The following is a 25,615-nucleotide window of genomic DNA, read 5'->3' as shown; positions in this document are numbered from 1 at the left end:
TCACCGCAGGACCAGCCACAGCGCGGTGACGGAGGGCAGCAGTGTCAGCGGCGTGGTGACGAGGCCCAGGACGGTGAACGTACGCAACTCGGGCGGCGAACCGGCGCGCGCGGACACCCGCCGCCACAGCATGATGGCCAGCGAGCCGACGTAGGTGAGGTTGGGGCCGAGGTTGACACCCAGCAGCATCGCGAGAACCAGGCCGGGTGGGGCCTGAGTGCCCAGCCCGGCCAGCAGCAGAAGCGTCGCCGGAAGATTGTTGACGAGGTTGGCCGCCACCGCCGCCACCACGGCCATTCCGAGCAAGCCGAGGAAGGTGGCGCCGGTAGGGAGTCGCTCGCTGATCCACTGACCGATCGGACCGTTCGCCACCCCCGCCACCACGACGCCGAGGAGAAGGACGAACAGGCAGAACCACGCGTCCAGCGCGTAGATGATGTGACGGATCCTGGTTCGCCCCTCGCGCAGGGCGAGGACACCCAGAGCGAACGCTCCGAGAGCCGCCACCCATGCCGGGGCGACGTCGACGACGCCGGACACAGCGAAACCCGCCAGCGTTGCCCCCACGATCGCCAACGCCGCAGTAGGCGCGGGTACGTCGCGTTCCGCCGCCGGTTCGGCGCCTCGCCGAGCGAGTAGTTCCCGCCGGAAGAACACACGGAACAGCGCCAGTTCGACGCAGACCGACACGATCCAGGGCAGCGCCATCACCGCGGTGAAGTGGAGAAAGGTCAACCCCGTCGCGGAAAACGCGATGAGGTTGGTCAGGTTGGACACCGGCAGGAGTGTCGACGCGGTGTTCGACAGATGCGCCGTGGCATACGAATGTGGCCGTGGGTCCATCTGCAACGCACGTGCCGTGGCGATGACCGCAGGCGTCAGAAGCACCACCGTGGCGTCGAGACTCAGGACCGCCGTGGTGAGCGCGGCGGCGCCGAACACCAGCGTCAGCAAACGTGTCGGCTCTCCTCGCGCGCCGCGCCGTAACCGGCTCGCGATCCAGGCAAATACACCCATCGCGTCCGCCAGGTGCGCCAGGACGAGGATTGCGGCGAGGAACCCGACGGTCGGCGCCATCTCCCGTATTTCGTCCCAGGCCTGCGACGGCGTCACCAGACCCACCCCGACGGCGACGGCAGCGGCCGGGGCGGCCACCACCACCTCGGGGAGGCGGTACGGGCGGACGACCGCGAACAGGAGGACTACGGCGACCAAGGCCGCTGCCAGAACTGTCACCGCCGAATTACTTCAACAGCTTCTGCAAGGTGCGGAGATTGCGAGTCGTCGTGGACCCCTTGAGCCGCGGTGTGCCCGTGCTCTTGCCGAACGCGCTCTTCAGCGTCATCCCGCGTTCGACCTCCCAGTACAGGACCCCGTTCCCGGCCTGGACTCGCTCGACTGCCGGATCCAGTTCCTCGCCCTTGGCGATCAGCCCCGCAAGAACGTCGGGATCAGGCGTCACGAGCACGTACGGATGCCAGCCTTCCCGCTCGGGATCGAACGGGTAGTCGTCGACGATCCTTCGGACCGTCTCGAGGTCCAAAACGAAAACCCATGCGTCGTAATGGAACTCGGCCCTCAAGGCCTTCTCGATCTCACTCTTCAACGTGGGGACGTCGGTGCGATCGGAATCGAACAGCACGTTGCCGGACGCGAGCACCGTCTTCACGTTCTCGAAACCCAGATCGCTGAAGGTGCGGCGCAGATCCACCATCTTGATGTTGATGCCACCCACATTGATCCCACGCAGAAGGGCGACGTATCGAGTCATGAGTCCGACCATAGTGCGAAGGCACGACACCGCGAGTTCGGAGGCCGAGCGCGTGACGCGTATCCTGATCGGGCGGACGAGTTGGCCGGGCGGCCGCGGCACGGGGAACCAGCATGCAGATGCACAGGCCCCGGGCCGAGGAAAGTCCGGACTCCACAGAGCAGGGCGGTTGTTAACGGCAACCCGAGGTGACTCGCGGGACAGTGCCACAGAAAACAGACCGCCGACGTCACACCCCTTCGGGATGTGCGTCGGTCAGGGTGAAACGGTGCGGTAAGAGCGCACCAGCACCCCGGGTGACCGGGGTGGCTAGGTAAACCCCGCCCGGAGCAAGGTTGAAGACCGCACCAGGCCTTTCGGGGTCCCGGTGCGGTTGCGCAGGTGTTCGAGGGCTGCTCGCCCGAGCCTGCGGGTGAACCGCTCGAGGTACCCGGCGACGGTGTGCCCAGATGGATGGTCGCCACCCGGCATTTCGGTGCCGGGGACAGGATCCGGCTTATACGCCAACTCGTCCGCGCTCCTCGTTTCTCCGGGAGCTGTAAGTGTTACCGGTGGGAGCGCTAACATCTGCCCATGGACTTGCCTCATGACATCGCCGGCTCCGGCCCCACGCTCGTCCTCGTGCACGGCGTGGTGCATCGCCGCCAAGCGTGGAACGCCTTGCTGGACCAGTTGACGCCGTATCGCCGGGTGGTCACGGTGGATCTTCCGGGCCACGGGGAGTGCCCGGCTCTCGAGCACGACGGTGTGGATGCGATGGCCGCCCTCCTCGAGGAGCTGAGCGGGTTCGTCCGGTCGGTGACGCCGCCGGGAGAACGCGCACACATCGCCGGGAACTCTCTCGGGGGCTGGCTTTCCCTCGCGCTCGCGGCCAGGGGTGAGGTGGCCTCCGCCACCGCCCTCTCGCCGGCCGGATTCTTCGTCAACAAGGCCGATCAGGCGCGTACCATCTACACCTTCCGTGCGCTCCGCAAGGTGGCGAGGGCAATGGGGGAGAATGCGCCGAAGGCGCTGAGCTACCGCGCAGTCCGCTATCCGTCGCTGGCCGCCTTCTTCGCCAGGCCGAGCCACGTACCGTACGAGGATGCCGTGATCGACGCCCGGTCCCTCACCACCAACGTGTTGGTCGACCAGGGACTGACGGCGTCGTTCGCGCTGCCGCCCGTCGTCGACGCCACCGTCCCCGTCACCGTGGCGTGGGGCCGGCGCGACCTCATCCTGCCGGTGTATCAGGCGCGACGCGTGCGCAAATCCTTCCCGCAGGCCCGGCTACTGGTGCTCCCCGGAATCGGTCACGTTCCCATGAGCGACGACCCCGATCTCATCGGCACCATTCTGCTGGGCGGTAGCTCGGCGACATCCTCGGCGCCGCGCTGACCGGTACGCCCTCAGCGGAGCGAAATCCACACCTGGGACTTGCCCAGCACCGTATGGCCGTCGCACGTCACGGTCAGATCGATCCGGGCGCTGCCGGCTTCGTCGTCCACGCGAGCGGCCTTGGCGACCACATCGACGACCGCACCGTCCTCGGCATGAACGATGACCGGCTTCGTGAAGCGGGCCCGGTAGCCGGTGATTCGCGCAGGGTCGCCGAGCCACTCGACGACGCACTGAGTGGCGAGCCCCAGCGTGAGCATCCCCTGAGCCAGGACACCGGGAAGTCCGACCGTCGCGGCGACGTCGTCCCGATAGTGAATCGGATTGAAGTCGCCGGAGGCGCCGGCGTAGCGAACCAGTGATTCGCGGGTCAGGTGGTATCGCGCTTTGACGACGGTGTCGCCCAGCAGGATTCGCTCGGGCGCACTCACTGGTCACCTCGCACGAAAAGGCTGGAGGTCATGGTGCTGACCACAGCACCGCTCGCGTCGGTGATGTCGATGCCGGCCACGATGAGGGTGTGGGGACCTCTCGGGGCCACCTCGGTCACTGTCAATACCGCCGACAACTCGTCGCCGGCGACTACGGGGCGGAAGGACGACGCCTGTTCGGTGCTGTGCACCAGGTTGACGGGCTCGATTCCCGTGGTCGGATCGGCGACCAACTGTGCGAGGGCCCGCTCCTGCACGATGACGGGAAATGTCGGCGGCGCAACGAGATCAGCGTGTCCGGCGGCTCGGGCGCGTTCCACGTCGTAGGACGTCGGGTTGGTGGCGAAAACGGCCCGTGCGAACTCGCGAATCTTCTCACGGCCGACGAGGTACGGCTCGGTGGGCGGATAGACCCGTCCCTCGATCGCTCGATTGACTGCCATCATGACAGCGTAGAGAGACTACGGGCGCCGGGCGCAGTGAAACGGCCGGAACTCTACGCCTCCGGCAACGGCGAAGCCCCCGCCGAGAAGTTCGGCGGGGGCTTCGTTCGAATCAGCTGACCGGCATCCCGTCAGACGGGATCGACCATCAGAAGCTGGGCCCAGTAGGAGGCGCCTTCGGCGCCGAGGTAGGGAAGTAGCTGATCAAAAATGATCGTTGACATGCTCGCTCCATTCTCTGTTCGGGCACTGCACGCGGGACACGCTGCCACGACACCGCACGTACCGGCGCCGGGGAACGAATCACCGGACAGGCCCCGAGGGTAACAGTCTGAGCATGATCCACAACTCCAGACGTCCCGCCGGTGCGACACTGGGAACATGACTGACGAAGATCAACTCTGGTACTACAACGTCGACGACGGATCCGTCACGCAGGGGAAGGCGGCTTCGTCGATGTCCAGGATGGGCCCGTACCCCGACCGGGCTTCGGCCGAGAAGGCGCTGCAGATCGCCGCCGAGCGGAACAAGGCGGCTGACCGCGCGGAAGAGGAATGGAACAACTGACAGCGCGCACCGTCAGGGTGCCTACGGCGTGAAAGGGGCTACCTACGGTGCCGATCACTCGCTTTCTCGCGCACGGGATCGATTTCGGTGCCGTGCGCGAGGAATTCAACCTTCCGCACGGTTATCCGCCCGAGGCGGTGGCCGAGGCCGTGCGGGCTACGGACCGGTGTTCCGCCGAGCGTGAGGACCGCACGGATCTGCCCCTCGTGACCATCGACCCGCCGGAGTCGATGGACCTCGATCAGGCCCTCCACCTCGAGCGCACCGCGGACGGATTCGTCCTGCACTATGCGATCGCGGACGTCGGCGCCGTCGTCGAACCCGGTGGTGCCCTGGAGGTGGAGAGCCGCAAGCGGGGCCAGACGTTCTACCTGCCGGACGGCAAGGTTCCGTTGCACCCGAAGGAGCTGTCGGAGGGGTCGGCGAGCCTCCTGCCGGACCAGATCCGCCCCGCAGCCCTGTGGCGGATCGAGCTCGACGAACAGGCAGCACCGGTGTCGTGGACGGTATCCCGCGCGACCGTCCGCTCGGTGGCGCGGCTCGACTATGCCGGGGTCCAGGCGGATTCGGACGCGGGCCGATTGCACCCGTCCATCACCTCGCTGCCCGAGTTCGGCCGGCTTCGCGCCGCAGCCGCGATGGCGCGCGGTGCCATCGAGCTGCGACTGCCGGAACAGGACGTGGTACCGGACGGCGATGGGTGGCGCATCGATCTGGCACCGCGCACCGAGGCCGACGACTGGAACGCCGAGGTGTCCTTGCTCACCGGAATGTGCGCCGCTGCCATGATGATCGACGCGAGGATCGGGCTGCTGCGGACGTTGCCGCCCGCCGGACCCGACGCCGTCGCCGCCTTGCGACGCACCGCGGCGGCACTGGGCATCGAGTGGCCACGCGACGTCGGTGTGGGCGAAATGCTGGCCGGGCTGGACCCCAATTCGGCGCCGACGCTCGTGCTGATGACCGAGGCCCCGTCCTTGCTGCGCGGCGCCGATTACGCCGCTTTCGACGGCAGCGTTCCCGAGCTCACCGTGCATGCGGCCATCGGCGCGCCGTACGCACACGTGACCGCACCGCTGCGGCGGCTGTCGGACCGCTATTCGACGGAAGTGTGCCTGGCCATAGCGTCCGGCGCCGCGGTCCCGACGTGGGTGCGAGGCGCGCTGGGGTCGATGCCCGAGATCATGGGCGGCTCCGACACGCTGGCCGGGAAGGTGGAACGCGCCTGCATCGACCTTGCCGAGGCGACAGTGCTCGCCGACCGGGTGGGGGACGTGTTCGATGCGACCGTTCTCCGCTCACGCAACGGCAAGCGCACCGCCGACGTGTTCGTCCCTTCCGTGTCGGTGATGGGCAAGTGCGTCGGGGATCCCGCGGAAGGGGAGCAGGTCAAGATCCGGCTCGTCGCCGCCGACGTCCACAAGCGGTCCGTCGAGTTCAGCTACCCGGCGTAGTTCGTTACGGGCGGAACCGGTCGGTGGCCCGTACCAGACGGTCGACGATCCCCGGCTCCATCGCTGAATGACCGGCATCGCCGACGATGTCGAGCTGCGAGCCGGGCCACGCCCGGTGCAGCGCCCACGCGCTCGTCGCCGGGCATACCACGTCGTAACGACCCTGCACGATCACCCCGGGAATCCCCTCGAGCCTCGCAACATCACGCAACAGCTGTCCCTCGTCGAGGAACCCGCGGTGATGAAAATAGTGGTTTTCGATGCGGGCGAACGCGAGTGCGAACCGAGGCTCCGAACTCTCGGCGATCCGCTCCGGCTTGGGCAGGAGCGAGCTGGTCGCCCCTTCCCAGGCCGACCACGCGATCGCGGCCCGCGTCGCAATCTCCACATCTTCGGCGTGCAGCAGCCGGTGGTAGGCCTCCACCAGATCGCCGTCCCGCTCTTGCTCGGGAACGGGCGCCAGGAACTGCTCCCACCGTTCCGGAAAGAGATGTGCGGCACCGCCGTTGTAGTACCAGTCGATCTCGCTGCGCCGCAGCAGGAAGATTCCTCGCAACACCAATTCGGTGACCCGGTGCGGATGCTTCTGCGTGTAGGCGAGGGCCAGGGTGGAACCCCACGAACCGCCGAACACCTGCCACCGCTCCACGCCCAGATGATCACGCAGCATCTCGATGTCCGCGAGCAGGCGGTCCGTCGTGTTCACCGACAGATCGGCCCCGTCGGCGACGTGTGGTGTGGAACGACCACACCCGCGCTGGTCGAACAGAACGATCCGGTACGCGGCCGGGTCGAAGAACTGCCGATACGCAGGATCGGTGCCGCCGCCCGGGCCGCCGTGCAGGAAGACGACGGGCTTTCCGTCGGGATTGCCGCTCAGTTCCCAGTACACCTGCTGGCCGTCACCCACATCGAGATGCCCGAACCGGAAGGGTTGGATCTCGGGGTAGAGAGTGCGCAGGTCCTGCTCGCCGGACACCTCAGAACCCGATCAGGCCGGACGCCAGATCGGGTATCTCCAACGCGGTCACGGCTTCCTGACGGATGTCCGGGCAGGCCGCCGTCGTGATCACGTCGATGCGACCGCGATCCTGCAGGAAGTCGAGGGCATTGAGGTTGTTCTGCGCGATCCACGTGCCGACCAGCCCGTTGAGTCCGGTCTTCCCGATGGTCGGCGTGTACGTACGCCAGCTCTGCAGCTGCCCCTCGAGATCCCGGCACAACTGGGCGGCCTGGGCCTCGGTCACTCCGCCCGGGACCGCAGCGACTCCCGGCGGGGCGGCGGGGGAACTGGTAGGAACAGCGGATTGGGGCGCCGGTGCGGTGCCCTGTCCCGCGCACCCCGTGAGCGCGGCGGCGAGTGCGACCGCCCCGGCCGCGAGTGCGGCCGGGCGGCGACGGTGGCCGGTCTGCGACGCACGTCGTACTCGCATGAACACCTCTCTCGAATTGTGGAGCCGAACCGGATGAGAAGAGATCAGAAGCTGTGCTCGTCCGCGGGGAAGGCGCCCGAACGTACCTCGTCTGCGTAGGCCGCGGCTGCTGCGCGGAGCTCGTCACCGACGTTGCCGAAGCGCTTGACGAACTTCGCCGTCTTCCCGCTGGTGTAACCGGCCATGTCCTGCCACACCAGCACCTGGGCGTCGCATTCGGCGCCGGCACCGATGCCGACCGTGGGGATGGTGAGCTTGCGGGTGACCTGTCCGGCGATTTCCGCGGGCACCATCTCCATGACGACCGAGAAAGCGCCTGCTTCCTGGACGGCGATGGCGTCGGCCACCAACTGCTCGGCCGCGTCACCTCGGCCCTGCACCCGGAAGCCGCCGAGTGAGTTGACGCTCTGCGGGGTGAAGCCGACGTGGGCCATGACGGGAATGCCCGCGGCGGTAATTGCGGCGATCTGGGGCGCGACGCGTTCGCCGCCCTCCAACTTGACGGCGTGGGCCAGGCCTTCCTTCAGGAACCGGGTGGCGGTGGCCAGGGCCTGCTCGGGCGAGCTCTCGTAGCTGCCGAACGGGAGGTCGGCGACGACGAGGGCGTGGGGTGCGCCGCGAACGACACCTCGTACCAGGGGAAGCAGTTCGTCGACGGTGACCGGAACGGTGGTCTCGTACCCGTAGACGACGTTGGCGGCGGAATCGCCGACCAGCAGGACCGGGATGCCGGCTTCCTCGAAGATGCGGGCGCTGGAGTAGTCGTAGGCGGTGAGCATCGCCCAGCGTTCGCCTTCGGCCTTCATGGCCTGCAGGTGGTGGGTCCGGGTCTTGCGTCGGGGTCCGTCGGGGGAGGGGGCTGATCCGTAGAGCCGATTCTCGGACGTGCTCTCGGAAGTCTTGCTATCGGACATCGTTGTCCCTTTCTGGCCTCGAGGCCCTTGGCGGGTCCCCGGGTGCGGGTGATGACGCCTACAGTCTGCCACCGGGCCATGGGGGTGCGAACCCCCGGCGCAGGTGCGATAGGTCACATCGATCTCCGGGGTCTGACCTGCCCTCGAGGCACGCACCCGGTGAACCCTGGCACGATCGTCGTATGTCTCGCAGTGCTCGCGTGCCGGCCGCGTTCGCGGGTGCCGTCGCCGTTGTCCTCGTCTTCGCAGGATGCAGTGGGAGTGGAGGGGATTCCGGCGAGGCCGTCGCCGAGCCCTCGCCTTCTGCGGCGTCGCCGGGAGCGTCCGCTCCCGACGGACTGGAGGCCTTCTATACGCAACAGGTGAATTGGGGTTCGTGCGAGGGATACAGCACGGACGGCACACCGCTCGGGGACAACCTCGACTGCGCCAAGGTGACCGTGCCCAACGACTACGCGGACCCGGGCGGCGCCACGGCGCAGATCGCGATCTCCCGTTCGCGGGCGGGTGGACCGAAACTCGGGTCTCTTCTGGTCAACCCCGGCGGTCCCGGGGCATCCGGTCTGGCTCTGGCATCCGTGGCCGACGGCACCGAACTCGCCGAGAAGTTCGACGTCGTCGGATTTGACCCGCGCGGTGTCGGCGCATCCACCCCGGCAGTGACCTGCTTGACCGACCCAGAGGTGGACGCCAAGCGGAGGGACGACGACGTCGACATGAGCCCTGCCGGGATCGCGCAAACCGAAGCGGAGAACCGTGATTACGCGGCCAAGTGCGCAGAGCGGACAGGTCCGGACGTACTGGCCCACGTGGGCACCTACGACGTCGTCCGCGACATGGACGTCATCCGGGCAGTGCTCGGCGACGCGAAGCTGAACTACCTCGGATATTCCTACGGCACCCGGCTGGGGTCCTCCTATGCGGAGACGTTCCCCGGCAACGTGCGGGCGATGGTGCTCGACGGCGCCCTCGACCCCGAGCAGGATCCGACCGACGAGGTCATCTTGCAGGCCGAAGGCTTCCAGAAGGCATTCGACGCCTTCGTCGCGGACTGCATGAGGCAGCAGGATTGCCCCCTGGGCACCGACCCGGCGAAGGCCGACGAGAACTTTCGCGCTCTGGTCGATCCGCTGATCGCGAAGCCGGCGGCCACGACCGATCCACGAGGACTCAGCTACACCGACGCGATCACCGGCGTCCAGCAGGCGCTGTACTCACCCAACCTGTGGGGACCGCTGCGCGGCGGATTGCAGAGTCTGCGGACGGGCACCGGGGATTCGCTGCTGATGCTGGCCGATCTGTACGAGGGCCGGGCGGACGACGGCAGCTACTCGAACCTCAACGACGCTTTCAACGCCATCCGGTGCGTGGACGATCCGCCGGTCACCGATCGCGCGAAGGTCGGCGAGGCCGATCTGCGGTACCGGCAGGCGGCTCCGTTCCTCGACGACGGTCGCGGCACGGGCAACGCGCCGCTCGACGTCTGCGCGTTCTGGCCGGTACCGAGCACGGGTGCACCGCACACGGTGGACGCCCCCGGAATCCCGACGATCGTAGTGGTCTCGACCACAGAGGATCCGGCCACTCCCTATCAAGCGGGAGTGGACCTGGCGAAGCAGATGAACGGCGCGCTGATCACGTACCGGGGCACTCAGCACACCGTCGTTCTCGATGGCGAAGCATGCGTCGACGACGCCGTCATCGACTATTTCGTGACCCTCGAGCCGCCGCCCGCCGACCTCACCTGTTGACACGCGCGTCCGCGGCGAGGGGTCGAGGTGGCCACACGCTGGCACGATGCGGAATCGTAGCCGGGTGAATTCACGAAGTAACACAGATTTAACGAACTTTGCTTACTCTCGCGGACATGGATCGCCAAAAGGAATTCGTGCTTCGCACCCTGGAAGAGCGCGACATTCGGTTCGTCCGATTGTGGTTCACGGATGTTCTCGGATACCTGAAATCGGTGGCGATCGCCCCCGCGGAACTGGAAGGTGCCTTCGAGGAGGGCATCGGCTTCGACGGATCCGCGATCGAAGGGTTCTCGCGGGTGTCCGAAGCCGACACCGTCGCGAAGCCGGACGCCTCCACGTTCCAGGTTCTGCCCTGGAGCTCGAGCAAGGGCCATCAGCACTCCGCCCGCATGTTCTGCGACATCGCCATGCCCGACGGGTCCCCGTCCTGGGCCGATTCGCGGCACGTGCTGCGACGGCAGCTGAACAAGGCCAGCGACCTCGGCTTCAGTTGCTACGTGCACCCCGAGATCGAGTTCTTCCTGCTCGAGAACGGGCCGATCGACGGCACGCCGCCGAAGCCCGCAGACTCCGGTGGGTACTTCGACCAGGCAGTCCACGACTCTGCCCCCAATTTCCGCCGCCACGCCATCGACGCGCTCGAGTCGATGGGAATCTCCGTCGAGTTCAGCCATCACGAGGCGGCCCCCGGCCAGCAGGAGATCGACCTGCGGTATGCGGATGCCCTGTCGATGGCCGACAACGTCATGACCTTCCGGTACGTGGTGAAGGAAGTCGCCATTGCCGAGGGGGTGCGGGCCACGTTCATGCCCAAGCCGTTCAGCGATCAGGCCGGCTCGGCGATGCACACGCACATGAGCCTGTTCGAGGGCGACACCAACGCGTTCCACAACCCGGACGATCCGATGCAGCTGTCGGAGACCGGGAAGGCGTTCATCGCCGGCATCCTCGAACACGCCAATGAGATCAGTGCGGTCACCAATCAGTGGGTGAACTCGTACAAGCGGCTCATCCACGGTGGAGAAGCTCCGACTGCGGCCTCCTGGGGTCCGTCGAACCGGTCGGCGCTCGTGCGTGTCCCGATGTACACGCCCAACAAGGCGTCGTCGCGTCGCGTCGAGATCCGCAGCCCAGACTCGGCGTGCAACCCGTATCTCACCTTCGCGGTCCTGCTCGCTGCGGGACTGCGCGGTATCGAGAAGGGTTACGCACTGCCGCCGGAGGCCGAGGACGACGTGTGGGCGTTGACATCGGCCGAGCGGCGCGCCATGGGGTATCGCGAACTCCCCGGGAACCTCGACGGGGCGCTGCGGGAAATGGAGAAGTCCGAACTGGTCGCCGAAGCACTCGGTGAGCACGTGTTCGACTTCTTCCTCCGCAACAAGCGTCGCGAGTGGGAGGAGTACCGCAGCCACGTGACGCCGTTCGAACTCAAGACGTATCTGGGGTTGTGAGCAAGAACATGGTGAAGCCTCCGGCAGCGCGTTCTGCCGTTCCCGGCCCGGGTCGACTGGGCCTCGTCGAACCGACCGCTCCCGCCGAACTTCGAGATCTGGGCTGGGTAGGCGAGGGCAGCGTCGAGCTGCTCTGGTCCCTCTCCCGTGCAGCCAACGCCGACCTCGCGCTCCGCACGTTGGTGCGGATGAAGGACGGTCTGGGCGACGGGTGGGAAGCCCTCGACAAAGCCCTGCGGACCGACAAGGCCCTGCGCGGGCGCTTGTTTGGCTTGCTGGGTGCTTCCAGTGCGTTCGGCGATCATCTCGTAGCGGACCCCGCGCTGTGGACCAATCTCGCCGGCGACGTGACCCTGCCGACGAGGGAAGAGGCGAACGCCCGGATGTTAGCGTCCGTCGACGCCCACCCGGAGGAAGGCGTTCATCCCGAGGCGAATCTGTACCGGGCCGCCGTGACGGGCTCGGACGCTGTCGCCGCATTGCGCAAGTCGTACCGTGACCAGCTCATGCTCCTGGCCGCCGTGGACCTCGCGGCCACCGTCGAGAACGAACCGGTACTTCCGTACCAGACCGTCGGGCGTCAGTTGTCCGATCTGGCGGACGCCGCACTCAATGCCGCCCTCGCAGTCGCCGTCGCAACAGTGTGTCCGGAAGCGCCCTGCCCGGTGCGGCTCGCCGTGATCGCGATGGGCAAATGTGGTGCACGCGAACTGAATTACGTCAGCGATGTGGACGTGGTCTTCGTCGCCGAGCCCGCCGATGCGATCGCCAGCCGGATCGCGGGTGAGCTGATGCGCATCGGATCGACGGCCTTCTTCGACGTCGATGCGGCACTGCGACCCGAGGGTAAACGCGGCGAACTCGTCCGCACCCTCGAATCTCACGTCACCTACTACAAGCGGTGGGCCAAGACCTGGGAATTCCAGGCGCTCCTCAAGGCTCGGCCGATGATCGGCGACCTCGAGCTGGGACGGCAGTACGTCGAGGCCCTCAGCCCGATGGTGTGGACGGCCTCCGAGCGGGAAGATTTCGTTCCCGAGGTGCAGGCCATGCGCCGGCGGGTAGAGGAGATGGTTCCGCCCGAACTGCGCGAGCGGGAGCTCAAATTGGGCCGGGGCAGCCTGCGGGACGTCGAGTTCGCGGTGCAGCTGCTCCAGCTGGTCCACGGACGTGCGGACGAGGCGCTCCACGTGCAGAGCACCATCGACGCCTTGACGGCGCTCGCCGCGCGCGGGTACGTCGGGCGCGACGACGCCGCGAATTTGGCTGCGTCGTACGAATTCCTGCGGCTGCTCGAGCACCGGCTGCAACTGCAGAAGTTGCGACGCACCCACACGCTTCCGCCCGCCGAGGACGAGGAAGCATTGCGGTGGCTGGCGCGGGCCGCCCACATGCGGCCGGACGGCAGCAAGGATGCCCTCGGCGTCCTCAACGCCGAAATCAAGCGCAACGCCCACCGGGTGCGGCGCCTGCACGCCAAATTGTTCTACCGCCCACTGCTCGAATCGGTGGCTCGGATCGACAAGGATGCTCTGCGGCTCAGTCCCGACGCGGCAATCCGGCAGTTGGCGGCGCTGGGATACACGGCACCCGAGAACGCCCTCGGACATCTGACGGCGCTCACGAGCGGTGCGTCCCGAAAGGGCCGCATCCAGGCGCTGCTGCTGCCGACGTTGCTCGAATTCCTCGGTGACACACCGGACCCCGACGCGGGGTTGCTCGCCTACCGCAGGCTGTCGGATGCGATGAACGACCAGACATGGTTCCTGCGTCTGCTCCGTGACGAGGCGTCCGTGGCCGAGCGACTGATGACCGTGCTGGGTTCGTCGGCCTACGTTCCAGACCTGCTGATCAAGGCCCCCGATGTGGTGCGGTTGTTTGCCGATTCCCCGGGCGGCCCGCGCCTGCTGGAATCGAAACCGGAGGACGTCGCGCGGGGAATTCTGACGGCGTCGGCACGCCACGACGATCCGGCGCGCGCCATCGCGGCCGCGCGGTCCCTGCGCCGGTACGAACTGGCCCGGATCGCCTCCGCCGACATTCTCGGCATGCTCGACGTGCCCGGGGTGTGCCGGGCGCTGTCCTCGGTGTGGGCGGCCGTCCTCAACTCCGCGCTGACCTCGGTGATCAACGCGAGCGAGAAGGAGCTGGGCGAACCGGCACCCGCAACGTTCACGGTGATCGGGATGGGCCGGCTCGGTGGCGGTGAGCTGGGCTACGGATCCGACGCCGACGTGCTCTTCGTGTGCGAGCCCCGCGAGGGCGTCGACGAGACCGTCGCCGTCAAGTGGGCCAACGGAGTCGCCGACAAGGTGCGCTCGCTCCTGGGTGCGCCCAGCACGGATCCACCACTCGAGGTCGACACCGGGTTGCGGCCGGAGGGTCGTAGCGGTCCCGTCGTGCGCACGCTCGCGTCGTACGAGGCCTACTACGCACAGTGGGCGCAGGCCTGGGAGATTCAGGCGCTGCTGCGAGCACACCACGTTGCCGGCGACGCCGACCTCGGACTGCGCTTCCTGCACATGATCGACAAGACGCGTTACCCCGAAGGCGGGGTGTCAGAGCAGGCGGTACGCGAGATCCGGCGCATCAAGGCGCGGGTCGACTCGGAGCGGTTGCCTCGCGGCGCCGACCCCGCCACGCACACCAAACTCGGCCGCGGCGGGCTCGCCGACATCGAGTGGACTGTGCAGCTGATCCAGCTTCGCCACGCCCACGACATCGAGTCGCTCCACAACACGTCGACCCTCGAAACTCTCGACGCCATCGGGGCCGCAGAACTGCTCAGTGAGGCGGACGTCGAACTGCTACGCGACGCGTGGATCACGGCGACGAAAGCCCGCAACTGCCTGGTGCTGGTGCGCGGTAAGCCCACCGACCAGCTGCCCGGCTCCGGTCGCGTCCTGTCCGCGGTCGCACAGATTGCCGGCTGGGGTAGTGACGACGCGGGCGGGTTCCTCGACCATTACCTGCGCGTCACCCGACGGGCCAAAGCAGTGGTGGAGAGGGTCTTCGGCGGGTGATCGCCGCCTGGGGAGTGCGAGCGCTCACTGCCCTCGGGTGGTGCGCGGTGCTCGTCGGGGTGTTCGGTGTGGTGCTCCGATTCCTCGACGTGCACAACCAACGACTCCTCGTGCTGGCGTCGGCCGCCCCCTATTTGATGGCCGCGGCCGCGGTCGGGGTGCTGGTTCTCGGAGTGACGCGGCACTGGGTCGGATTCGGCGTGGCCCTGACAGTCGCGGCGGTAGCCACGCTGTCGCAGGCGCCGCTCTATCTGGCGAACGGCTCGGCGCCGGCATCTGGTCCGGAAGTGACTGTGATGCAAGCCAATATCTGGCTCGGCAACGCTGATCCCGATTCGCTGAGGAGGCAGATCGAGGACAACGACGTCGACGTCGTTACCGTGAACGAACTGACGCCCGAGGCTGTCGGGCGGCTCGAGGCGTCGGGTATCTCGTCTGTGTTGCCTTACTCGTTTCTGCGGCCCGGGACCGGCGGAGTAGGAACCGGGATCTGGAGCCGGTATCCGCTGTCCGAACAGATACACCACGAGGAGTTCCTGCTGACGGCGCTGTCGGCGCGGATAACCCTTCCGGACGGCGCGAGTGCCGCCGTGTACGCTCTGCATCCCGTTCCGCCCTGGCCGGTGGATTCCGCGGTGTGGGCGGGGGAGATGGACCGCATCAAGGCGTTGCTCGACGGGATCCCCGAGGACTCGGGTCCGGTGATTCTCAGCGGCGATTTCAATTCCACCCGCGATCACGTCAAGTACCGCAATCTGGTGAGCGGCCGCTTCCGGGACGCCGCCGACCAGGTGGGTGCCGGAATCCAGAACACGTATCCGGCAGACCGGCAGCCGTTTCCGCCGATGATCGCGATCGACCACATCGTGACGAGCGGGGCCCGGGCGCAGTCGGTCGAGTCGGTGGTGATCGCCGGTTCGGATCATCGGGGCTTGATCGCAACGATCACGCTCGGTCCTTGACGGTCAGGGGAGTGTCACAAATCCCTTGTCTGCCAGCCAGTTACGAGCGACGTCCGCCGGTTCCTGTCCTTCGACGTCGACGAGCCGGTTCATCTCGGTGACCTCCTCGTTGGTCAGGGCGTCCGAAATGGGCGCCATGACCTCCGCCACCTGTGGGTGGGCATCGGCGAAGTCCTTCCGCATCGTGATGGCAGGGTTGTACTTCGGGAAGAACTGCCGGTCGTCCTCGAGAAGAACCAGATCGAGCGCGATGATGCGTCCGTCGGTGGTGAACACCTCACCGAACTTGCATTGTGTGCCGTCCGCGGTGGCCTGATAGATGATGCCGGTCTGCAGGATCTGCCGGTTCGCTCTCGCGGGATCGAAGCCGTAGGTGGCGGCCAGCCCGGGGAAGCCGTCCTGTCGCACATTGAATTCCGTCTCGACGCACGTGGTGGCGGCCGCAGGGTCGCGGTTGACCAGGTCTGCGTACTGGGACAACGTGGTGATGCCGGTCTGCTCGGCGGTCTGCCTGTTCATCGCCAGGGCATACGTGTTGTTCATGGGCGCGGGCTCCACCCACACCATGGCATTGCGTTCGAGGTCTTCGTCCCGCACGGCCTCGAATTGCGCGACGGGGTCGGGCACAGGAGTCTCGTTGCCCAGATAGTTGATCCAGCCGGTTCCCGTGTACTCGTAGGTGACGTCGATCTGCCCGTCCAACTGCGCGTCCCGGGTGCTGTTCGATCCCTGGATGTTGGTGAGATCGCGCACCTCGGCGCCGGCGGCGCTGAGCGCGAACTCGATGATGTACCCGAGGATCACCTGCTCGGTGAAATCTTTGGACCCGACGGTGATCTTGACCCCCTCGAGTCCGGGGACAGGCTGGATACTGCCGGGGAGTACGGACAGCGGCAACGCGCCACCGGATTCGAGACCGCAGCCGGCCAGGAGAGTGACACTGCACGCCAACGCCGTTGCGGCAAGAGTGCGCCGGAGTCCTCGTCGCAAGGCCATCAGCGCAGTCCCTTGGGGCCCAGGAACTCCTCGGCCAGTGCACCGCACCAGTCGACCAGAAGCGCGAGCGCAACCGCGAGCACCGCGCCGACGACCAGTGTGACGTTGTCGCGCAGCTTGTATCCGGTGTCGATGAGGATGCCGAGACCGCCAGCGCTGACGAGGAAACTGAGGGTCGCGGTGCCGACGGCGAGGACGAGCGAGGTACGCAACCCGGCCAGGATGTACGGAACGGCCAGTGGCAACTCGACTTTCTGCAACACCAGGCGCGCCGTCATTCCTTGCCCGCGCCCGGCGTCGATGACGGCGGGATCGACCTGCTGCAGACCGAGCATGGTGTTGCGAAGCACAGGAAGCAACGAGTAGAACGCTATGGGCAGAACGCCGATCCAGAACCCGGTGGTGTTGGTGGCCAGGAACAGCAGCACGAGTAGCCCGATCGCCGGCGCGGCCTGACCGATGTTGGCGACACCGATGAAGACTGGTGCCAGCCTGGTGAAACCGGGGCGCGTCAGAAGGACGCCCAGGGGAACGGCGATGGCAACGACGATGGTCACGACCACGACCGTGATCAGCACATGCTGCCATGTCAGGGTGGCGATGTTCGAAGCGTTGAGACTGCCCTTCTGAGTGGCCGTGAGTTCGCGGTTGAATGCCCAGCCGAGGACCCCGGCGACGAGTACGAGCACGATCGCCGGTTGAACCAGCAACCGGGCACGTTCGGACCGGCGGGCGGCGGGGATGGTCTGTGCGACAACGGCGGTGGTCATGACGGCGGTCCCTCCACGCTCGTTTCCCCGTTCTCGCTGTCCGGCCCGTGCTCCTCCCGCATCGCGGAGAGGTGGTTCACCAGCGTGTCGATACTGATGAGACCTTCGTACTCGCCCCGTCGGCCGGTGACGACGGTCGAGGCGCTACTTTCGGCGAGCAACGCCTCGAGCGCATCCTGCAGCGTGGACTGGGTGGAGACGACCTCCTCGATCGGGTCACCGATGTCCTGCAGTGAGGAGGCGTGCGCCAGGTGGCCGAGGGACACCCAGCGGATGGGGCGATCACGTGCGTCGAGAATCAGACCCCACTTGATTTTGCGTGGTGTGATGGCCGCCCGCAGCTCGTCGACCGAACCGTCGGCATACGCGGTGGGGCAGTCGAGGAGCGGCACGTCCCGGACCCGGGTCAGCGTCAACTGTTTGAGCGACGCGTTCGCGCCGACGAAGCCGGCCACCATGTCGTTCGCGGGATTCGCGAGAATCGCATCCGGGGTGTCGTACTGCATGATGTGCGACTGATCCCCGAGAACGGCGATACGGTCGCCGAGCTTGACGGCCTCGTTGAAGTCGTGGGTGACGAAGACGATGGTCTTGCCCAGATCCGACTGCAGTCGCATCAGTTCGTCCTGCAGCAGTCCGCGCGTAATCGGATCCACCGCGCCGAACGGCTCGTCCATGAGCAGGACCGGGGGATCGGCGGCCAGGGCCCGGGCCACGCCGACCCGCTGTTGCTGACCACCCGACAGCTGCCGGGGATAGCGGTCCCGGTAGACATCGGGGTCGAGTCCCACAAGGTCGAGCATGTCGTCGGTGCGCTGGGCGATCTTCTTCTTGTCCCACCCGATCAGCCCGGGAACGGTGGCGACATTCTTGGCGATGGTCAAATGCGGGAAGAGCCCTGCCTGCTGTATCGAGTAGCCGATGCCCCGCCGCAACCTGTCGGGATCGATGGACAGCGCATCGTTGCCGCCGATCGTGATCTTGCCCGACGTCGGTTCGATGAGGCGGTTGATCATCCGCATCGTGGTGGTCTTGCCGCAGCCGGACGGGCCGACGAATACGACGATCTCGCCCGCCGGGATGCGCATCGAGACGTTGTCGACGGCCGGCCGGCTCTGGCCGGGATAGTTCTTGACCACATTCTCGAGGACGATCTCGACGCCTGAGACGGTGTCGGCGCCGGTGCGTGCTGTGTCGAGTTCAGTCACGGATCCCCCTGGAAGTGGTGAGTCGCCCGACGACCACGAAAAGGCCGTCGAGCACGAGAGCGAGAAGGACGATCAAAACGGTGCCCGTGAGGGCCTGCGGGACTGCCGTGGGGCTTCCCACCCGGGACAGTCCGGAGAAGATGAGGTTGCCCAGTCCGGGGCCCTTGGCGTACGCCGCTATGGCGAGAATTCCCATCAACATCTGGGTGCTCACCCGCATGCCGGTGAGGATCGACGGCCACGCGAGCGGCAACTCGATCCGGCTCAGCACAGCGATCCGGCTCATACCGACACCTCGTGCCGCGTCCGTCACCGCCGGGTCCACCGACGACAGACCGAGGATCGTGTTCCGGATGATCGGCAGCAGGGCGTACAGGACCAGGGCCGTCACGGTGGGAGCCACACCGAGACCCAGGATGGGGATCAGGAGGCCTAGTAGGGCGAACGACGGGACGGTGAGGATGGTGCTCGCGAGCGCTGTGGCGACGGCCGAGCCCGCCGGACTGCGATACACGACGATGCCGACGACCACCGCGACGACCGTGGCGATGACCACCGATTGCACCACAGCGCTGACGTGCAGATAGGAGTCCGTGAGCAGTTGCTGCTTCCGCGCGGAGACGAAATCCCACAGCTGCACGATGTCCACTGTGCGACACCTTTCACCCGTCGAAACCTGTTCCGAGATATTTCACAGTGCTATGCGCCGGCCCTGTACGCAGGCAAATGCGAATCTTCGGCGGGTTGTACGCGGTCAGTCGGGGCAGGGGTCGTCGATCTCGGCAGGACGGTCGCTCACTCGGTCAGAACATCAGGAGCCGGTCAGCCAGGACAGCAAGCGGCCCCGCGACCAGCAGCGGCCGATGGCCTCGGCGCGCAGAGTCGACGCGTCGAACACAGCCAGCCCGATGATGCTGTGGCCGGAGGCGCGGCGATCGCCGAGCGTCGGTATGGACGGCGCGACCCCGACTCCCTCCGCCGACACCCACACCACAACCCGGCCGGCAGCTGCGTCGCCGAGGCGGTGCAGGAAGCGCACGCGGCTTTCGAGGGACAAGCGCGACAGCGCCCACGTCGTCGTCACGACGGGCAGGGCGTCCGCGGGCACACGGGCGAAGGCCTCAGGCAGAACCTCGACGGCGTCACCTCGGAGCAGCAGCGGAGGCTCCGTCGCCGCCAGCGCGATTTCCGCATCGAGCCTGGCGACCCGCTCCGGCTGGTCCGGCCACACGCAGGCGCGTAACCAGCGGGCTTCGTCCGCGTCGGTCACGTCGACCGGATCGAGGTCGATGCCCACCCGGGCGACAACCTCGGGCATCGCCCGCGGCGGGAGGGGGCGATCTCCCACGATCGAGGACGACAGCTGTACCGGAGATGACGGGTCGCCCAGGAATTGTCGGTTGCTGTAGGTGATGCCGACGCGATCGACGGTGAGATCGAACCCGGCCGAACAGCCCACGTCGATCAGCGCAACCCTCTCCGCACCCACCCGGCTTGCAGCCTCAGCGATGGCGGGATACAGCACAGTGCAGTGACCGGTGTCATCGGCCCGCATCGTCCGGCGCACGGCGGTGGCCACCACAGAGTCGGTCATGTGCATCAGCGTGTCGATCGCCGCGCCGACGGCAGCGTCGCGGTCCGCGGCGGCATAGGCGGCGGCGAGCGCGGGGGCGTGTCCGGCGAGCGCGAGGTCGTGGAGCGCGGCGAGAATGACCGTGGGGTGCCGCTTGCGCGCCGGCGCGGCCTCGATCGCGCGCAGCGCTTCCGCGGACTCGCTCAGGGCGACGGCGATGCGATGGTACAGCGGCGATGTCGGGGCGGCATCGACCTCACCGAAGTCTCGGTACACCTGAGCGAGTGTGCGGGCCCTACTCACGATCCCGACTTTCTCTTGGACGAGCTCGGCGCTCACTTCCCCGGAACATCAGGTGGTGGGAATGGCGAAAAGCAGGGTAGACACGGCGATCGAGACACCGAACAAGGCGATCATCAGGGCGTATCCGATATTGCGCCGGCGAGGAGAAATCGTTGGGTCCATCCACCATCCGAACGCCTTGAAGGCGGCCGGAACCGCCCACCACCCCAAGAGCTGGGTGGTGACGACATTGCCGATGAACAGCGCGATGGCAACGGGGACACCGCGAGCCTCGATGAGCGGTGCACTGACGAAGTGGCCCCAGATCACCACCATCGGATACAAGACGAGGAGTACCAGGAGGTTGCTCCGCGCAACCGGAACCTCCGCGGACTGTTCGCCTTTCGCCCCGCGAAACCAGAAGTCGAAACCGTAACTGGCCCTGCGGACTCGAAGGTTCTGATTGAAGCGCGCCCCCTGTTCGAGAAGTTCGGCGCGCTCTGCCGAGTTCATCCATCGCTCGAGATTCTCTTCGGTGTCGAAGCTGAGGACGATCGTCCAATCGTCGGTGACGCCGCGGACAGGCCGCTCCACCTTGTGCCCCCGGAAGCCCGTGAACCGGGCCTCGGCGGCGGAAATCCGACGCTGCCAATCCATGAAGGCGGACTCGTCCTCCGGATCGATGCGGCAGGAGATGACCACCGACGACGCAGCCTGCGCGGCAGTCTGTTCACCGGTGAGCAGATGGACGTCCTCGTTGCCGATGAATGTGTGCTTGATCTTCGCGACGAGGGTAGTCCGTTCGGCACTGTCCAGCCATGCTCTGGCGTCGTCGATCGTGGTGAACCGTTGGACCGTTACCCAGTCGTCCTGCACGGGCGGTGACGGCGGGATGATGTCCTGATCGATGAATCCTGGACGACCCGACAGGATTTCGGCTGAGCGGTGCTCCCAGCGCAGGTACTCGTCGAAACTGGCGTCGTCGATCCTGCGTCGGAAGATGATCGACACCGGCGATTGCGCCGGATCGCGGGCGGAGCGAGGCACGCGTTCACCCCCATCGGTTCGGCCCAAGGCAGTGTGTGGCCGGGTTTCCGGATCATATCGCCGGTCTCGGTGGCAGCGAGGAGGTTCCCGTACTTCTGGAAGTCCTCCCATCCACGGCCGCCGCGGTGACGAATAATGGAGGGTCGGAGAATCACGGAAGGTGCACGATGAGCGGAGTGAGTGGGAACGGACTCGGTGATCGCCAGTTCGACGCGCTGAAGGATGCGCTCCACAGCTTGTACTCAGAACTGGACTCGGCGGGGCGAACGGACCGATTCCTCGAAGAAGTCAGCCGCGAGGCCCTCGCCCTGGTGCCGGGCGCCCATCTGGCAGGCGTCACAGTCCTTCTGGACAACGGAGATGCCACGACGAGAGCCGCCACCGACCGCTTGGTCGTCGACGTGGATCGTGTCCAGTACGACGCCGGCGACGGGCCGTGTCTCGAAGCTGCCCGCACGCAGACGATCACGCGGGCCGATTCCGAAGAAGCGACACGGCGATGGCCGTCGTTCGCACACAGCGCCCGGCGCTTGGGTGTCGCGAGCTACCTGTCCGCGCCGATACTGCTCGAGGGAAAGTACCTCGGCGCACTAAATGTATACAGCCGGGAGGCACACGGTTTCACCAGGGCAGATGCCGCCGTCCTCAACGTGCTTCTCGTTGCCGTCCGCTACGCCCTCGACGACGCCTCGCGACTCGAGGAGGCGCGCAGGCGTGGTGAGCAACTGGAGACGGCGATGAAGTCGCGTGCGGTGATCGAGCAGGCGAAGGGTGCCATCATGGCGGCCCGCCGGGTCTCCGCCGACGAGGCGTTCCAGGTTCTGGTCACCGAGTCGAAGAACCGCAACATCAAGCTGCGCGTCATCGCCGAGGAGATGCTTCGGACGCTGCAGGAAGGGTGAGGCGGCGGCGCCGCCTCGACTTCTGAACCGGCGCCGCCTGGACGATCCAATGGTCCGGAACACTGGAACGCCTGGTGTGGCGGTTACCCGAGTCGCCTGGAGTGAAACAGGTGTGCCACAGGAGAGACGAACGAGCCCATCCGCGGGAATCGGCTGCAGGCAGCCGAGACCACGGATGGGCTCGTCGGAGAAACGATCCGCGCGAAGGCGGGAACCTACGACTTACACGTCGTAGTATAGCTGGAACTCGTAGGGGTGCGGCCGCAGGTTGACCGGAGCGATCTCCTGCTCACGCTTGAGCGAGATCCAGGTCTCGATCAGGTCGGAGGTGAACACGCCACCCTCGGTGAGGTAGTCGTGGTCCGCCTCGAGGCGGTCGATCACTGCCGACAGGCTGGTGGGGGCCTGCGGGATGTTGCGGGCCTCCTCCGGCGGGAGCTCGTAGAGGTCCTTGTCGACCGGAGCCTGCGGCTCGATCTTGTTCTTGATGCCGTCCAGGCCGGCCATCATCTGCGCCGCGAAGTTCAGGTAGGGGTTACCCGAGGAGTCGGGGGCACGGAACTCGAGGCGCTTGGCCTTCGGGTTGTTGCCGGTGATCGGGATACGCACGGCCGCCGAGCGGTTGCGCTGGCTGTACACCAGGTTGATGGGGGCTTCGTAGCCCGGCACCAGGCGGTGGTACGAGTTGACGGTCGGGTTGGTGAACGCGAGCAGCGACGGAGCGTGATGCAGGATGCCGCCGATGTAGTGGCGTGCCATGTCGGACAGACCCGCGTAGCCGGCCTCGTCGTGGAACAGCGGCTTGCCGTCCTTCCACAGCGACTGGTGGACGTGCATGCCCGAGCCGTTGTCGCCGAACAGCGGCTTCGGCATGAAGGTGGCGGACTTGCCGTGCTTCCACGCGGTGTTCTTCACGATGTACTTGAACAGCTGCAGGTCGTCTGCGGCTGCGAGCAGCGTGTTGAACTTGTAGTTGATCTCGGCCTGACCGGCGGTGCCCACCTCGTGGTGACCGCGCTCGAGCTCGAAGCCCGCGTTCTGCAGGTTGGTCGAGATCTCGTCGCGCAGGTCGACGTAGTGGTCGTACGGTGCGACGGGGAAGTAGCCACCCTTGGGACGGACCTTGTAGCCCAGGTTGGGGCTGCCGTCGGCGTTGAGTTCGGCGCCCGTGTTCCAGGATGCGGAGACGGAGTCGATCTCGTAGAAGGAGCCGTTCATCTGCGAGTCGTAACGGATCGAGTCGAAGATGTAGAACTCGGCCTCGGCGCCGAAGAACGCCGTGTCGGCGATGCCCGTCGACTTCAGGTATTCCTCAGCCTTGCGGGCGACGTTACGGGGGTCGCGACTGTAGGACTCACGCGTGAACGGGTCGTGGACGAAGAAGTTCACGTTCAGTGTCTTGGCGGCACGGAAGGGGTCGATCTGCGCGGTAGCGACGTCGGGGAGGAGCATCATGTCCGACTCGTGGATCGACTGGAAGCCGCGGACGGACGAACCGTCGAACGCGAGGCCGTCCTCGAAGACATCCTGGGTGAACGCAGAGGCCGGGATCGAGAAGTGCTGCTGGACGCCGGGAAGGTCACTGAACCGAATGTCGACGTACTCGACGTTCTCGTCCGCGATGAACTTGATGACCTCTTCGGCCGTGGTGAACGCCACGCTTGTGCTCCTTAAGTCGCTTCAGCCAAGTAGATATTGGCGAATTCGTCGTGCCAGACGGTATGGACCTGGTGTTGCCCGCTGGTCAACCTTTTGTTTCCGGCATGTTACGCGTCGCAACGTCCTGGGCTTTTGCGGCCGGGTGTGACTGCGCACACAGGCCCGAACGCCAGTGTGAGGTGCCCCGAGCGGCGACGCCTATCCTGGACAGCATGGCACGTATCACCGGCTCCTGGCTCTCCGGACCCTCGGCTGCCCTGCCGAACGGGGCAGCTGAGGCGCAACAGTCCTATCGAGGTGAACGCCTCGGGCTGCCGGCGGACGGGCCCGGCGCGCTCGTCGGCACCGGCCGCCGTCTGGCGGCCCTCATGATCGACTGGGTGTCGTCGGCGGGCGTGGCCGCGCTGATCATCGGCGACAATCCACTCGAAGGCCCGTTGTCGAGCGTCACGTTGCTCGTGTGGTTCGTCGTCGGGATCGCCGCCGTCACCTTGTTCTCCTTCACTCCCGGGCAGTTGTGCCTGGGAATACGGGTGGCGCGGGTGGACGGCCCCGTGCGTGTCGGCTTCGTCCGTGCGCTGGTGCGTCAGGCCCTGCTCGTCTTCGTCGTGCCGGGCACCATCACCGATGTCGACGGCCGCGGCATGCAGGACCGCGCCACCGGCACCGCCCTCGTGCGCACACGCTGACTCCGACCTCGACGAAAACGCCGATGCCGGGCCGATGCAGTCGAGCTGCATCGGCCCGGCATCGGGCTTGTGTGACAGAGGCGAACTCAGCGACGACGGATGGTGCGCTGCACCCCGCGCATCTTGGCGCCGCCCGGCATGGGGCCCTTGGGTAGTGCGGCACCGCCGCTCCGGCTGCTCAACGCCGCGAGACGCGACTCGATAGCGTCCATGCGCTTGGTGTCGATGTTCTTCGGGAGCTTGTTGAGGTACTTCTGCAGCTGCGAGAGCGGTACCTGCCCCTCGTCGTTGCCGATGACGATGTCGTAGATCGGCGTGTCACCGACGAGTCGAGCGGTCTTCTTCTTCTCCTGCGCGAGTAGCGATTTGACCCGCTGCGGTGATCCCTCGGCGACGAGGATGACGCCGGGGCGTCCGATCACTCGGTGCACGGCATCGAGCTGAGTGGTACCTGCGACAGCGCTCGTCACTCGCCAGGCACCCTGCATGTTGTCGAGCGCCCACGCCGCGGCGCCCGCCTGCCCTTCGGCTTTTCCGTACACAGTCTTCTGCACACGCCGGCCGAAGATGATGAACGCTCCGAGGACGCCGAGCAGGAGACCGATGGGCAGCAGAAGCCACTGGATGCCCCAGATCAGACCGACGAGGAAGAACACCACCGCGAGTCCGACCAGGGTCCCGAGCATGAGCGGCAGCAGCAGCTTGTCGTCCTTGCGCTGCATCTGGAAGGCCTGCCAGAGCTGGGTTCTACGCTCCTTCGATGCCTGCCTGCGAGCTGCCTTGGCGGCTGCTTTCGCTTCCTTGCCGGGTTTGCCCGCTTTACCAGATTTACTGCCGTTCGCCATGCTGTTCAGGATACGTCCCCAACACTCGGGACCGATGACCCGTCCGGTGTTGGTCGACGTC

General features: G+C 66.6%; 24 protein-coding genes and 1 other RNA gene. 10 read left to right on the top strand and 15 right to left on the bottom strand.

Features of this window, described 5'->3' with window-relative positions:
• Positions 1 to 1,236, bottom strand: a complete 1,236-nt coding sequence (locus L1080_RS13380) for an SLC13 family permease (protein WP_250777131.1) — start codon at positions 1,234 to 1,236, stop codon at positions 1 to 3.
• Positions 1,237 to 1,243: 7 nt separating this feature from the next.
• Positions 1,244 to 1,771, bottom strand: coding sequence for a DUF1697 domain-containing protein (locus L1080_RS13375; protein WP_250777130.1), 528 nt, complete (start codon positions 1,769 to 1,771; stop codon positions 1,244 to 1,246).
• A 77-nt stretch (positions 1,772 to 1,848) separates the two neighbouring features.
• On the opposite strand from L1080_RS13375, the gene rnpB reads away from it, so the two are divergent.
• Both rnpB and L1080_RS13365 read left to right on the top strand, forming a co-directional pair.
• Positions 1,849 to 2,286: RNase P RNA component class A (rnpB, locus tag L1080_RS13370), an RNA gene on the top strand.
• Positions 2,287 to 2,344: 58 nt separating this feature from the next.
• Positions 2,345 to 3,148, top strand: a complete 804-nt coding sequence (locus tag L1080_RS13365) for an alpha/beta fold hydrolase (protein WP_159921599.1) — start codon at positions 2,345 to 2,347, stop codon at positions 3,146 to 3,148.
• Between the two features lie 11 nt (positions 3,149 to 3,159).
• Here L1080_RS13365 and L1080_RS13360 read toward each other — a convergent pair whose 3' ends face one another.
• Positions 3,160 to 3,579, bottom strand: a complete 420-nt coding sequence (locus tag L1080_RS13360) for a MaoC/PaaZ C-terminal domain-containing protein (protein ID WP_250777129.1) — start codon at positions 3,577 to 3,579, stop codon at positions 3,160 to 3,162.
• Positions 3,576 to 4,022, bottom strand: a complete 447-nt coding sequence (locus tag L1080_RS13355) for an FAS1-like dehydratase domain-containing protein (protein WP_159921601.1) — start codon at positions 4,020 to 4,022, stop codon at positions 3,576 to 3,578. Before L1080_RS13355 ends, L1080_RS13360 begins: the two co-directional genes overlap by 4 nt.
• A 381-nt stretch (positions 4,023 to 4,403) precedes the next feature.
• Between L1080_RS13355 and L1080_RS13350 the strand changes: the two genes are divergently transcribed.
• Both L1080_RS13350 and L1080_RS13345 read left to right on the top strand, forming a co-directional pair.
• A complete protein-coding gene (locus tag L1080_RS13350; RefSeq protein ID WP_109329136.1) occupies positions 4,404 to 4,589 on the top strand; it encodes a hypothetical protein in 186 nt (61 codons plus the stop codon).
• A gap of 53 nt (positions 4,590 to 4,642) precedes the next feature.
• Positions 4,643 to 6,043: an RNB domain-containing ribonuclease gene (locus L1080_RS13345; RefSeq protein WP_250777143.1), complete on the top strand. Its 1,401-nt coding sequence runs from the start codon at positions 4,643 to 4,645 to the stop codon at positions 6,041 to 6,043.
• Between the two features lie 4 nt (positions 6,044 to 6,047).
• Here L1080_RS13345 and pip read toward each other — a convergent pair whose 3' ends face one another.
• Genes pip through panB form a run of 3 tightly spaced genes read right to left on the bottom strand, consistent with a single transcriptional unit; the run spans position 6,048 to position 8,390 of the window.
• Entirely contained in the window at positions 6,048 to 7,004 is a 957-nt protein-coding gene (gene pip, locus L1080_RS13340) for a prolyl aminopeptidase (protein WP_250777142.1), read from the bottom strand.
• Between the two features lie 19 nt (positions 7,005 to 7,023).
• Positions 7,024 to 7,476 (bottom strand): hypothetical protein, encoded by a 453-nt coding sequence (locus tag L1080_RS13335; RefSeq protein ID WP_250777128.1) that lies wholly within the window; start codon positions 7,474 to 7,476, stop codon positions 7,024 to 7,026.
• Between the two features lie 44 nt (positions 7,477 to 7,520).
• Entirely contained in the window at positions 7,521 to 8,390 is an 870-nt protein-coding gene (panB, locus tag L1080_RS13330) for a 3-methyl-2-oxobutanoate hydroxymethyltransferase (RefSeq protein WP_250777127.1), read from the bottom strand.
• A gap of 182 nt (positions 8,391 to 8,572) precedes the next feature.
• Here panB and L1080_RS13325 point away from each other — a divergent pair, with 182 nt between their 5' ends.
• From L1080_RS13325 to L1080_RS13310, 4 genes are all read left to right on the top strand, one after another.
• Complete coding sequence (locus L1080_RS13325) at positions 8,573 to 10,141, top strand: alpha/beta hydrolase (protein WP_159921605.1); 1,569 nt, start codon at positions 8,573 to 8,575, stop codon at positions 10,139 to 10,141.
• Between the two features lie 116 nt (positions 10,142 to 10,257).
• The gene (locus L1080_RS13320; RefSeq protein ID WP_109329144.1) at positions 10,258 to 11,598 is read left to right on the top strand and encodes a glutamine synthetase family protein; all 1,341 of its coding nucleotides are present in this window, start codon (positions 10,258 to 10,260) and stop codon (positions 11,596 to 11,598) included.
• 8 nt (positions 11,599 to 11,606) lie between these two features.
• The gene (locus tag L1080_RS13315) at positions 11,607 to 14,621 is read left to right on the top strand and encodes a bifunctional [glutamine synthetase] adenylyltransferase/[glutamine synthetase]-adenylyl-L-tyrosine phosphorylase (protein ID WP_250777126.1); all 3,015 of its coding nucleotides are present in this window, start codon (positions 11,607 to 11,609) and stop codon (positions 14,619 to 14,621) included.
• Positions 14,618 to 15,583, top strand: a complete 966-nt coding sequence (locus L1080_RS13310) for an endonuclease/exonuclease/phosphatase family protein (RefSeq protein ID WP_159921609.1) — start codon at positions 14,618 to 14,620, stop codon at positions 15,581 to 15,583. The genes L1080_RS13315 and L1080_RS13310 overlap by 4 nt, the downstream gene beginning before the upstream one ends.
• A 3-nt stretch (positions 15,584 to 15,586) precedes the next feature.
• Here the strand turns inward: L1080_RS13310 and L1080_RS13305 are convergent, their stop codons facing one another.
• The 6 genes from L1080_RS13305 to L1080_RS13280 all read right to left on the bottom strand — a co-directional run bounded on the left by L1080_RS13305 (position 15,587) and on the right by L1080_RS13280 (position 21,459).
• The gene (locus tag L1080_RS13305) at positions 15,587 to 16,579 is read right to left on the bottom strand and encodes a glycine betaine ABC transporter substrate-binding protein (RefSeq protein ID WP_159921611.1); all 993 of its coding nucleotides are present in this window, start codon (positions 16,577 to 16,579) and stop codon (positions 15,587 to 15,589) included.
• Positions 16,579 to 17,349 carry an ABC transporter permease gene (locus L1080_RS13300; protein WP_159921613.1) on the bottom strand — a complete coding sequence of 257 codons (771 nt, stop codon included), beginning with the start codon at positions 17,347 to 17,349 and terminating at the stop codon, positions 16,579 to 16,581. The genes L1080_RS13305 and L1080_RS13300 overlap by 1 nt, the downstream gene beginning before the upstream one ends.
• Complete coding sequence (locus L1080_RS13295; RefSeq protein WP_159921615.1) at positions 17,346 to 18,557, bottom strand: ABC transporter ATP-binding protein; 1,212 nt, start codon at positions 18,555 to 18,557, stop codon at positions 17,346 to 17,348. The genes L1080_RS13300 and L1080_RS13295 overlap by 4 nt, the downstream gene beginning before the upstream one ends.
• On the bottom strand, positions 18,550 to 19,206 hold the full coding sequence (locus L1080_RS13290) for an ABC transporter permease (RefSeq protein WP_159921617.1): 657 nt from the start codon (positions 19,204 to 19,206) through the stop codon (positions 18,550 to 18,552). Before L1080_RS13290 ends, L1080_RS13295 begins: the two co-directional genes overlap by 8 nt.
• A 162-nt stretch (positions 19,207 to 19,368) precedes the next feature.
• Positions 19,369 to 20,433: a DUF2332 domain-containing protein gene (locus tag L1080_RS13285; protein WP_250777125.1), complete on the bottom strand. Its 1,065-nt coding sequence runs from the start codon at positions 20,431 to 20,433 to the stop codon at positions 19,369 to 19,371.
• Positions 20,434 to 20,481: 48 nt separating this feature from the next.
• A complete protein-coding gene (locus tag L1080_RS13280) occupies positions 20,482 to 21,459 on the bottom strand; it encodes an antibiotic biosynthesis monooxygenase (RefSeq protein WP_250777124.1) in 978 nt (325 codons plus the stop codon).
• Between the two features lie 167 nt (positions 21,460 to 21,626).
• On the opposite strand from L1080_RS13280, the gene L1080_RS13275 reads away from it, so the two are divergent.
• Positions 21,627 to 22,361, top strand: a complete 735-nt coding sequence (locus L1080_RS13275) for a GAF and ANTAR domain-containing protein (RefSeq protein WP_250777123.1) — start codon at positions 21,627 to 21,629, stop codon at positions 22,359 to 22,361.
• 222 nt (positions 22,362 to 22,583) lie between these two features.
• On the opposite strand, the gene glnA is transcribed toward L1080_RS13275, so the two are convergent.
• A complete protein-coding gene (gene glnA, locus L1080_RS13270) occupies positions 22,584 to 24,020 on the bottom strand; it encodes a type I glutamate--ammonia ligase (protein ID WP_109329159.1) in 1,437 nt (478 codons plus the stop codon).
• Between the two features lie 212 nt (positions 24,021 to 24,232).
• Here glnA and L1080_RS13265 point away from each other — a divergent pair, with 212 nt between their 5' ends.
• Complete coding sequence (locus tag L1080_RS13265; RefSeq protein WP_159921625.1) at positions 24,233 to 24,709, top strand: RDD family protein; 477 nt, start codon at positions 24,233 to 24,235, stop codon at positions 24,707 to 24,709.
• 86 nt (positions 24,710 to 24,795) lie between these two features.
• On the opposite strand, the gene L1080_RS13260 is transcribed toward L1080_RS13265, so the two are convergent.
• Positions 24,796 to 25,554 (bottom strand): DUF4191 domain-containing protein, encoded by a 759-nt coding sequence (locus L1080_RS13260; RefSeq protein WP_109329163.1) that lies wholly within the window; start codon positions 25,552 to 25,554, stop codon positions 24,796 to 24,798.
• Positions 25,555 to 25,615 lie beyond the last annotated feature (61 nt).

The organism is Rhodococcus sp. MSC1_016, assembly GCF_023667485.2.
Lineage (GTDB): Bacteria > Actinomycetota > Actinomycetes > Mycobacteriales > Mycobacteriaceae > Rhodococcus_F > Rhodococcus_F oxybenzonivorans.
Note: the sequence above shows the minus strand (reverse complement) of the source record. Positions and strands in the feature narration are given on the sequence as shown.

Bases quoted from the DNA above. Each gene is read 5' to 3' on its own strand.
- L1080_RS13315 (WP_250777126.1), top strand. From the start codon at position 11,607: ATGGTGAAGCCTCCGGCAGCGCGTTCTGCCGTTCCCGGCCCGGGTCGA.
- L1080_RS13365 (WP_159921599.1), top strand. From the start codon at position 2,345: ATGGACTTGCCTCATGACATCGCCGGCTCCGGCCCCACGCTCGTCCTC.
- L1080_RS13275 (WP_250777123.1), top strand. From the start codon at position 21,627: ATGAGCGGAGTGAGTGGGAACGGACTCGGTGATCGCCAGTTCGACGCG.
- L1080_RS13300 (WP_159921613.1), bottom strand. From the start codon at position 17,349: ATGACCACCGCCGTTGTCGCACAGACCATCCCCGCCGCCCGCCGGTCC.
- L1080_RS13355 (WP_159921601.1), bottom strand. From the start codon at position 4,022: ATGGCAGTCAATCGAGCGATCGAGGGACGGGTCTATCCGCCCACCGAG.
- L1080_RS13335 (WP_250777128.1), bottom strand. From the start codon at position 7,476: ATGCGAGTACGACGTGCGTCGCAGACCGGCCACCGTCGCCGCCCGGCC.
- L1080_RS13320 (WP_109329144.1), top strand. From the start codon at position 10,258: ATGGATCGCCAAAAGGAATTCGTGCTTCGCACCCTGGAAGAGCGCGAC.
- L1080_RS13260 (WP_109329163.1), bottom strand. From the start codon at position 25,554: ATGGCGAACGGCAGTAAATCTGGTAAAGCGGGCAAACCCGGCAAGGAA.
- panB (WP_250777127.1), bottom strand. From the start codon at position 8,390: ATGTCCGATAGCAAGACTTCCGAGAGCACGTCCGAGAATCGGCTCTAC.
- L1080_RS13375 (WP_250777130.1), bottom strand. From the start codon at position 1,771: ATGACTCGATACGTCGCCCTTCTGCGTGGGATCAATGTGGGTGGCATC.
- L1080_RS13305 (WP_159921611.1), bottom strand. From the start codon at position 16,579: ATGGCCTTGCGACGAGGACTCCGGCGCACTCTTGCCGCAACGGCGTTG.
- L1080_RS13265 (WP_159921625.1), top strand. From the start codon at position 24,233: ATGGCACGTATCACCGGCTCCTGGCTCTCCGGACCCTCGGCTGCCCTG.
- L1080_RS13325 (WP_159921605.1), top strand. From the start codon at position 8,573: ATGTCTCGCAGTGCTCGCGTGCCGGCCGCGTTCGCGGGTGCCGTCGCC.
- L1080_RS13350 (WP_109329136.1), top strand. From the start codon at position 4,404: ATGACTGACGAAGATCAACTCTGGTACTACAACGTCGACGACGGATCC.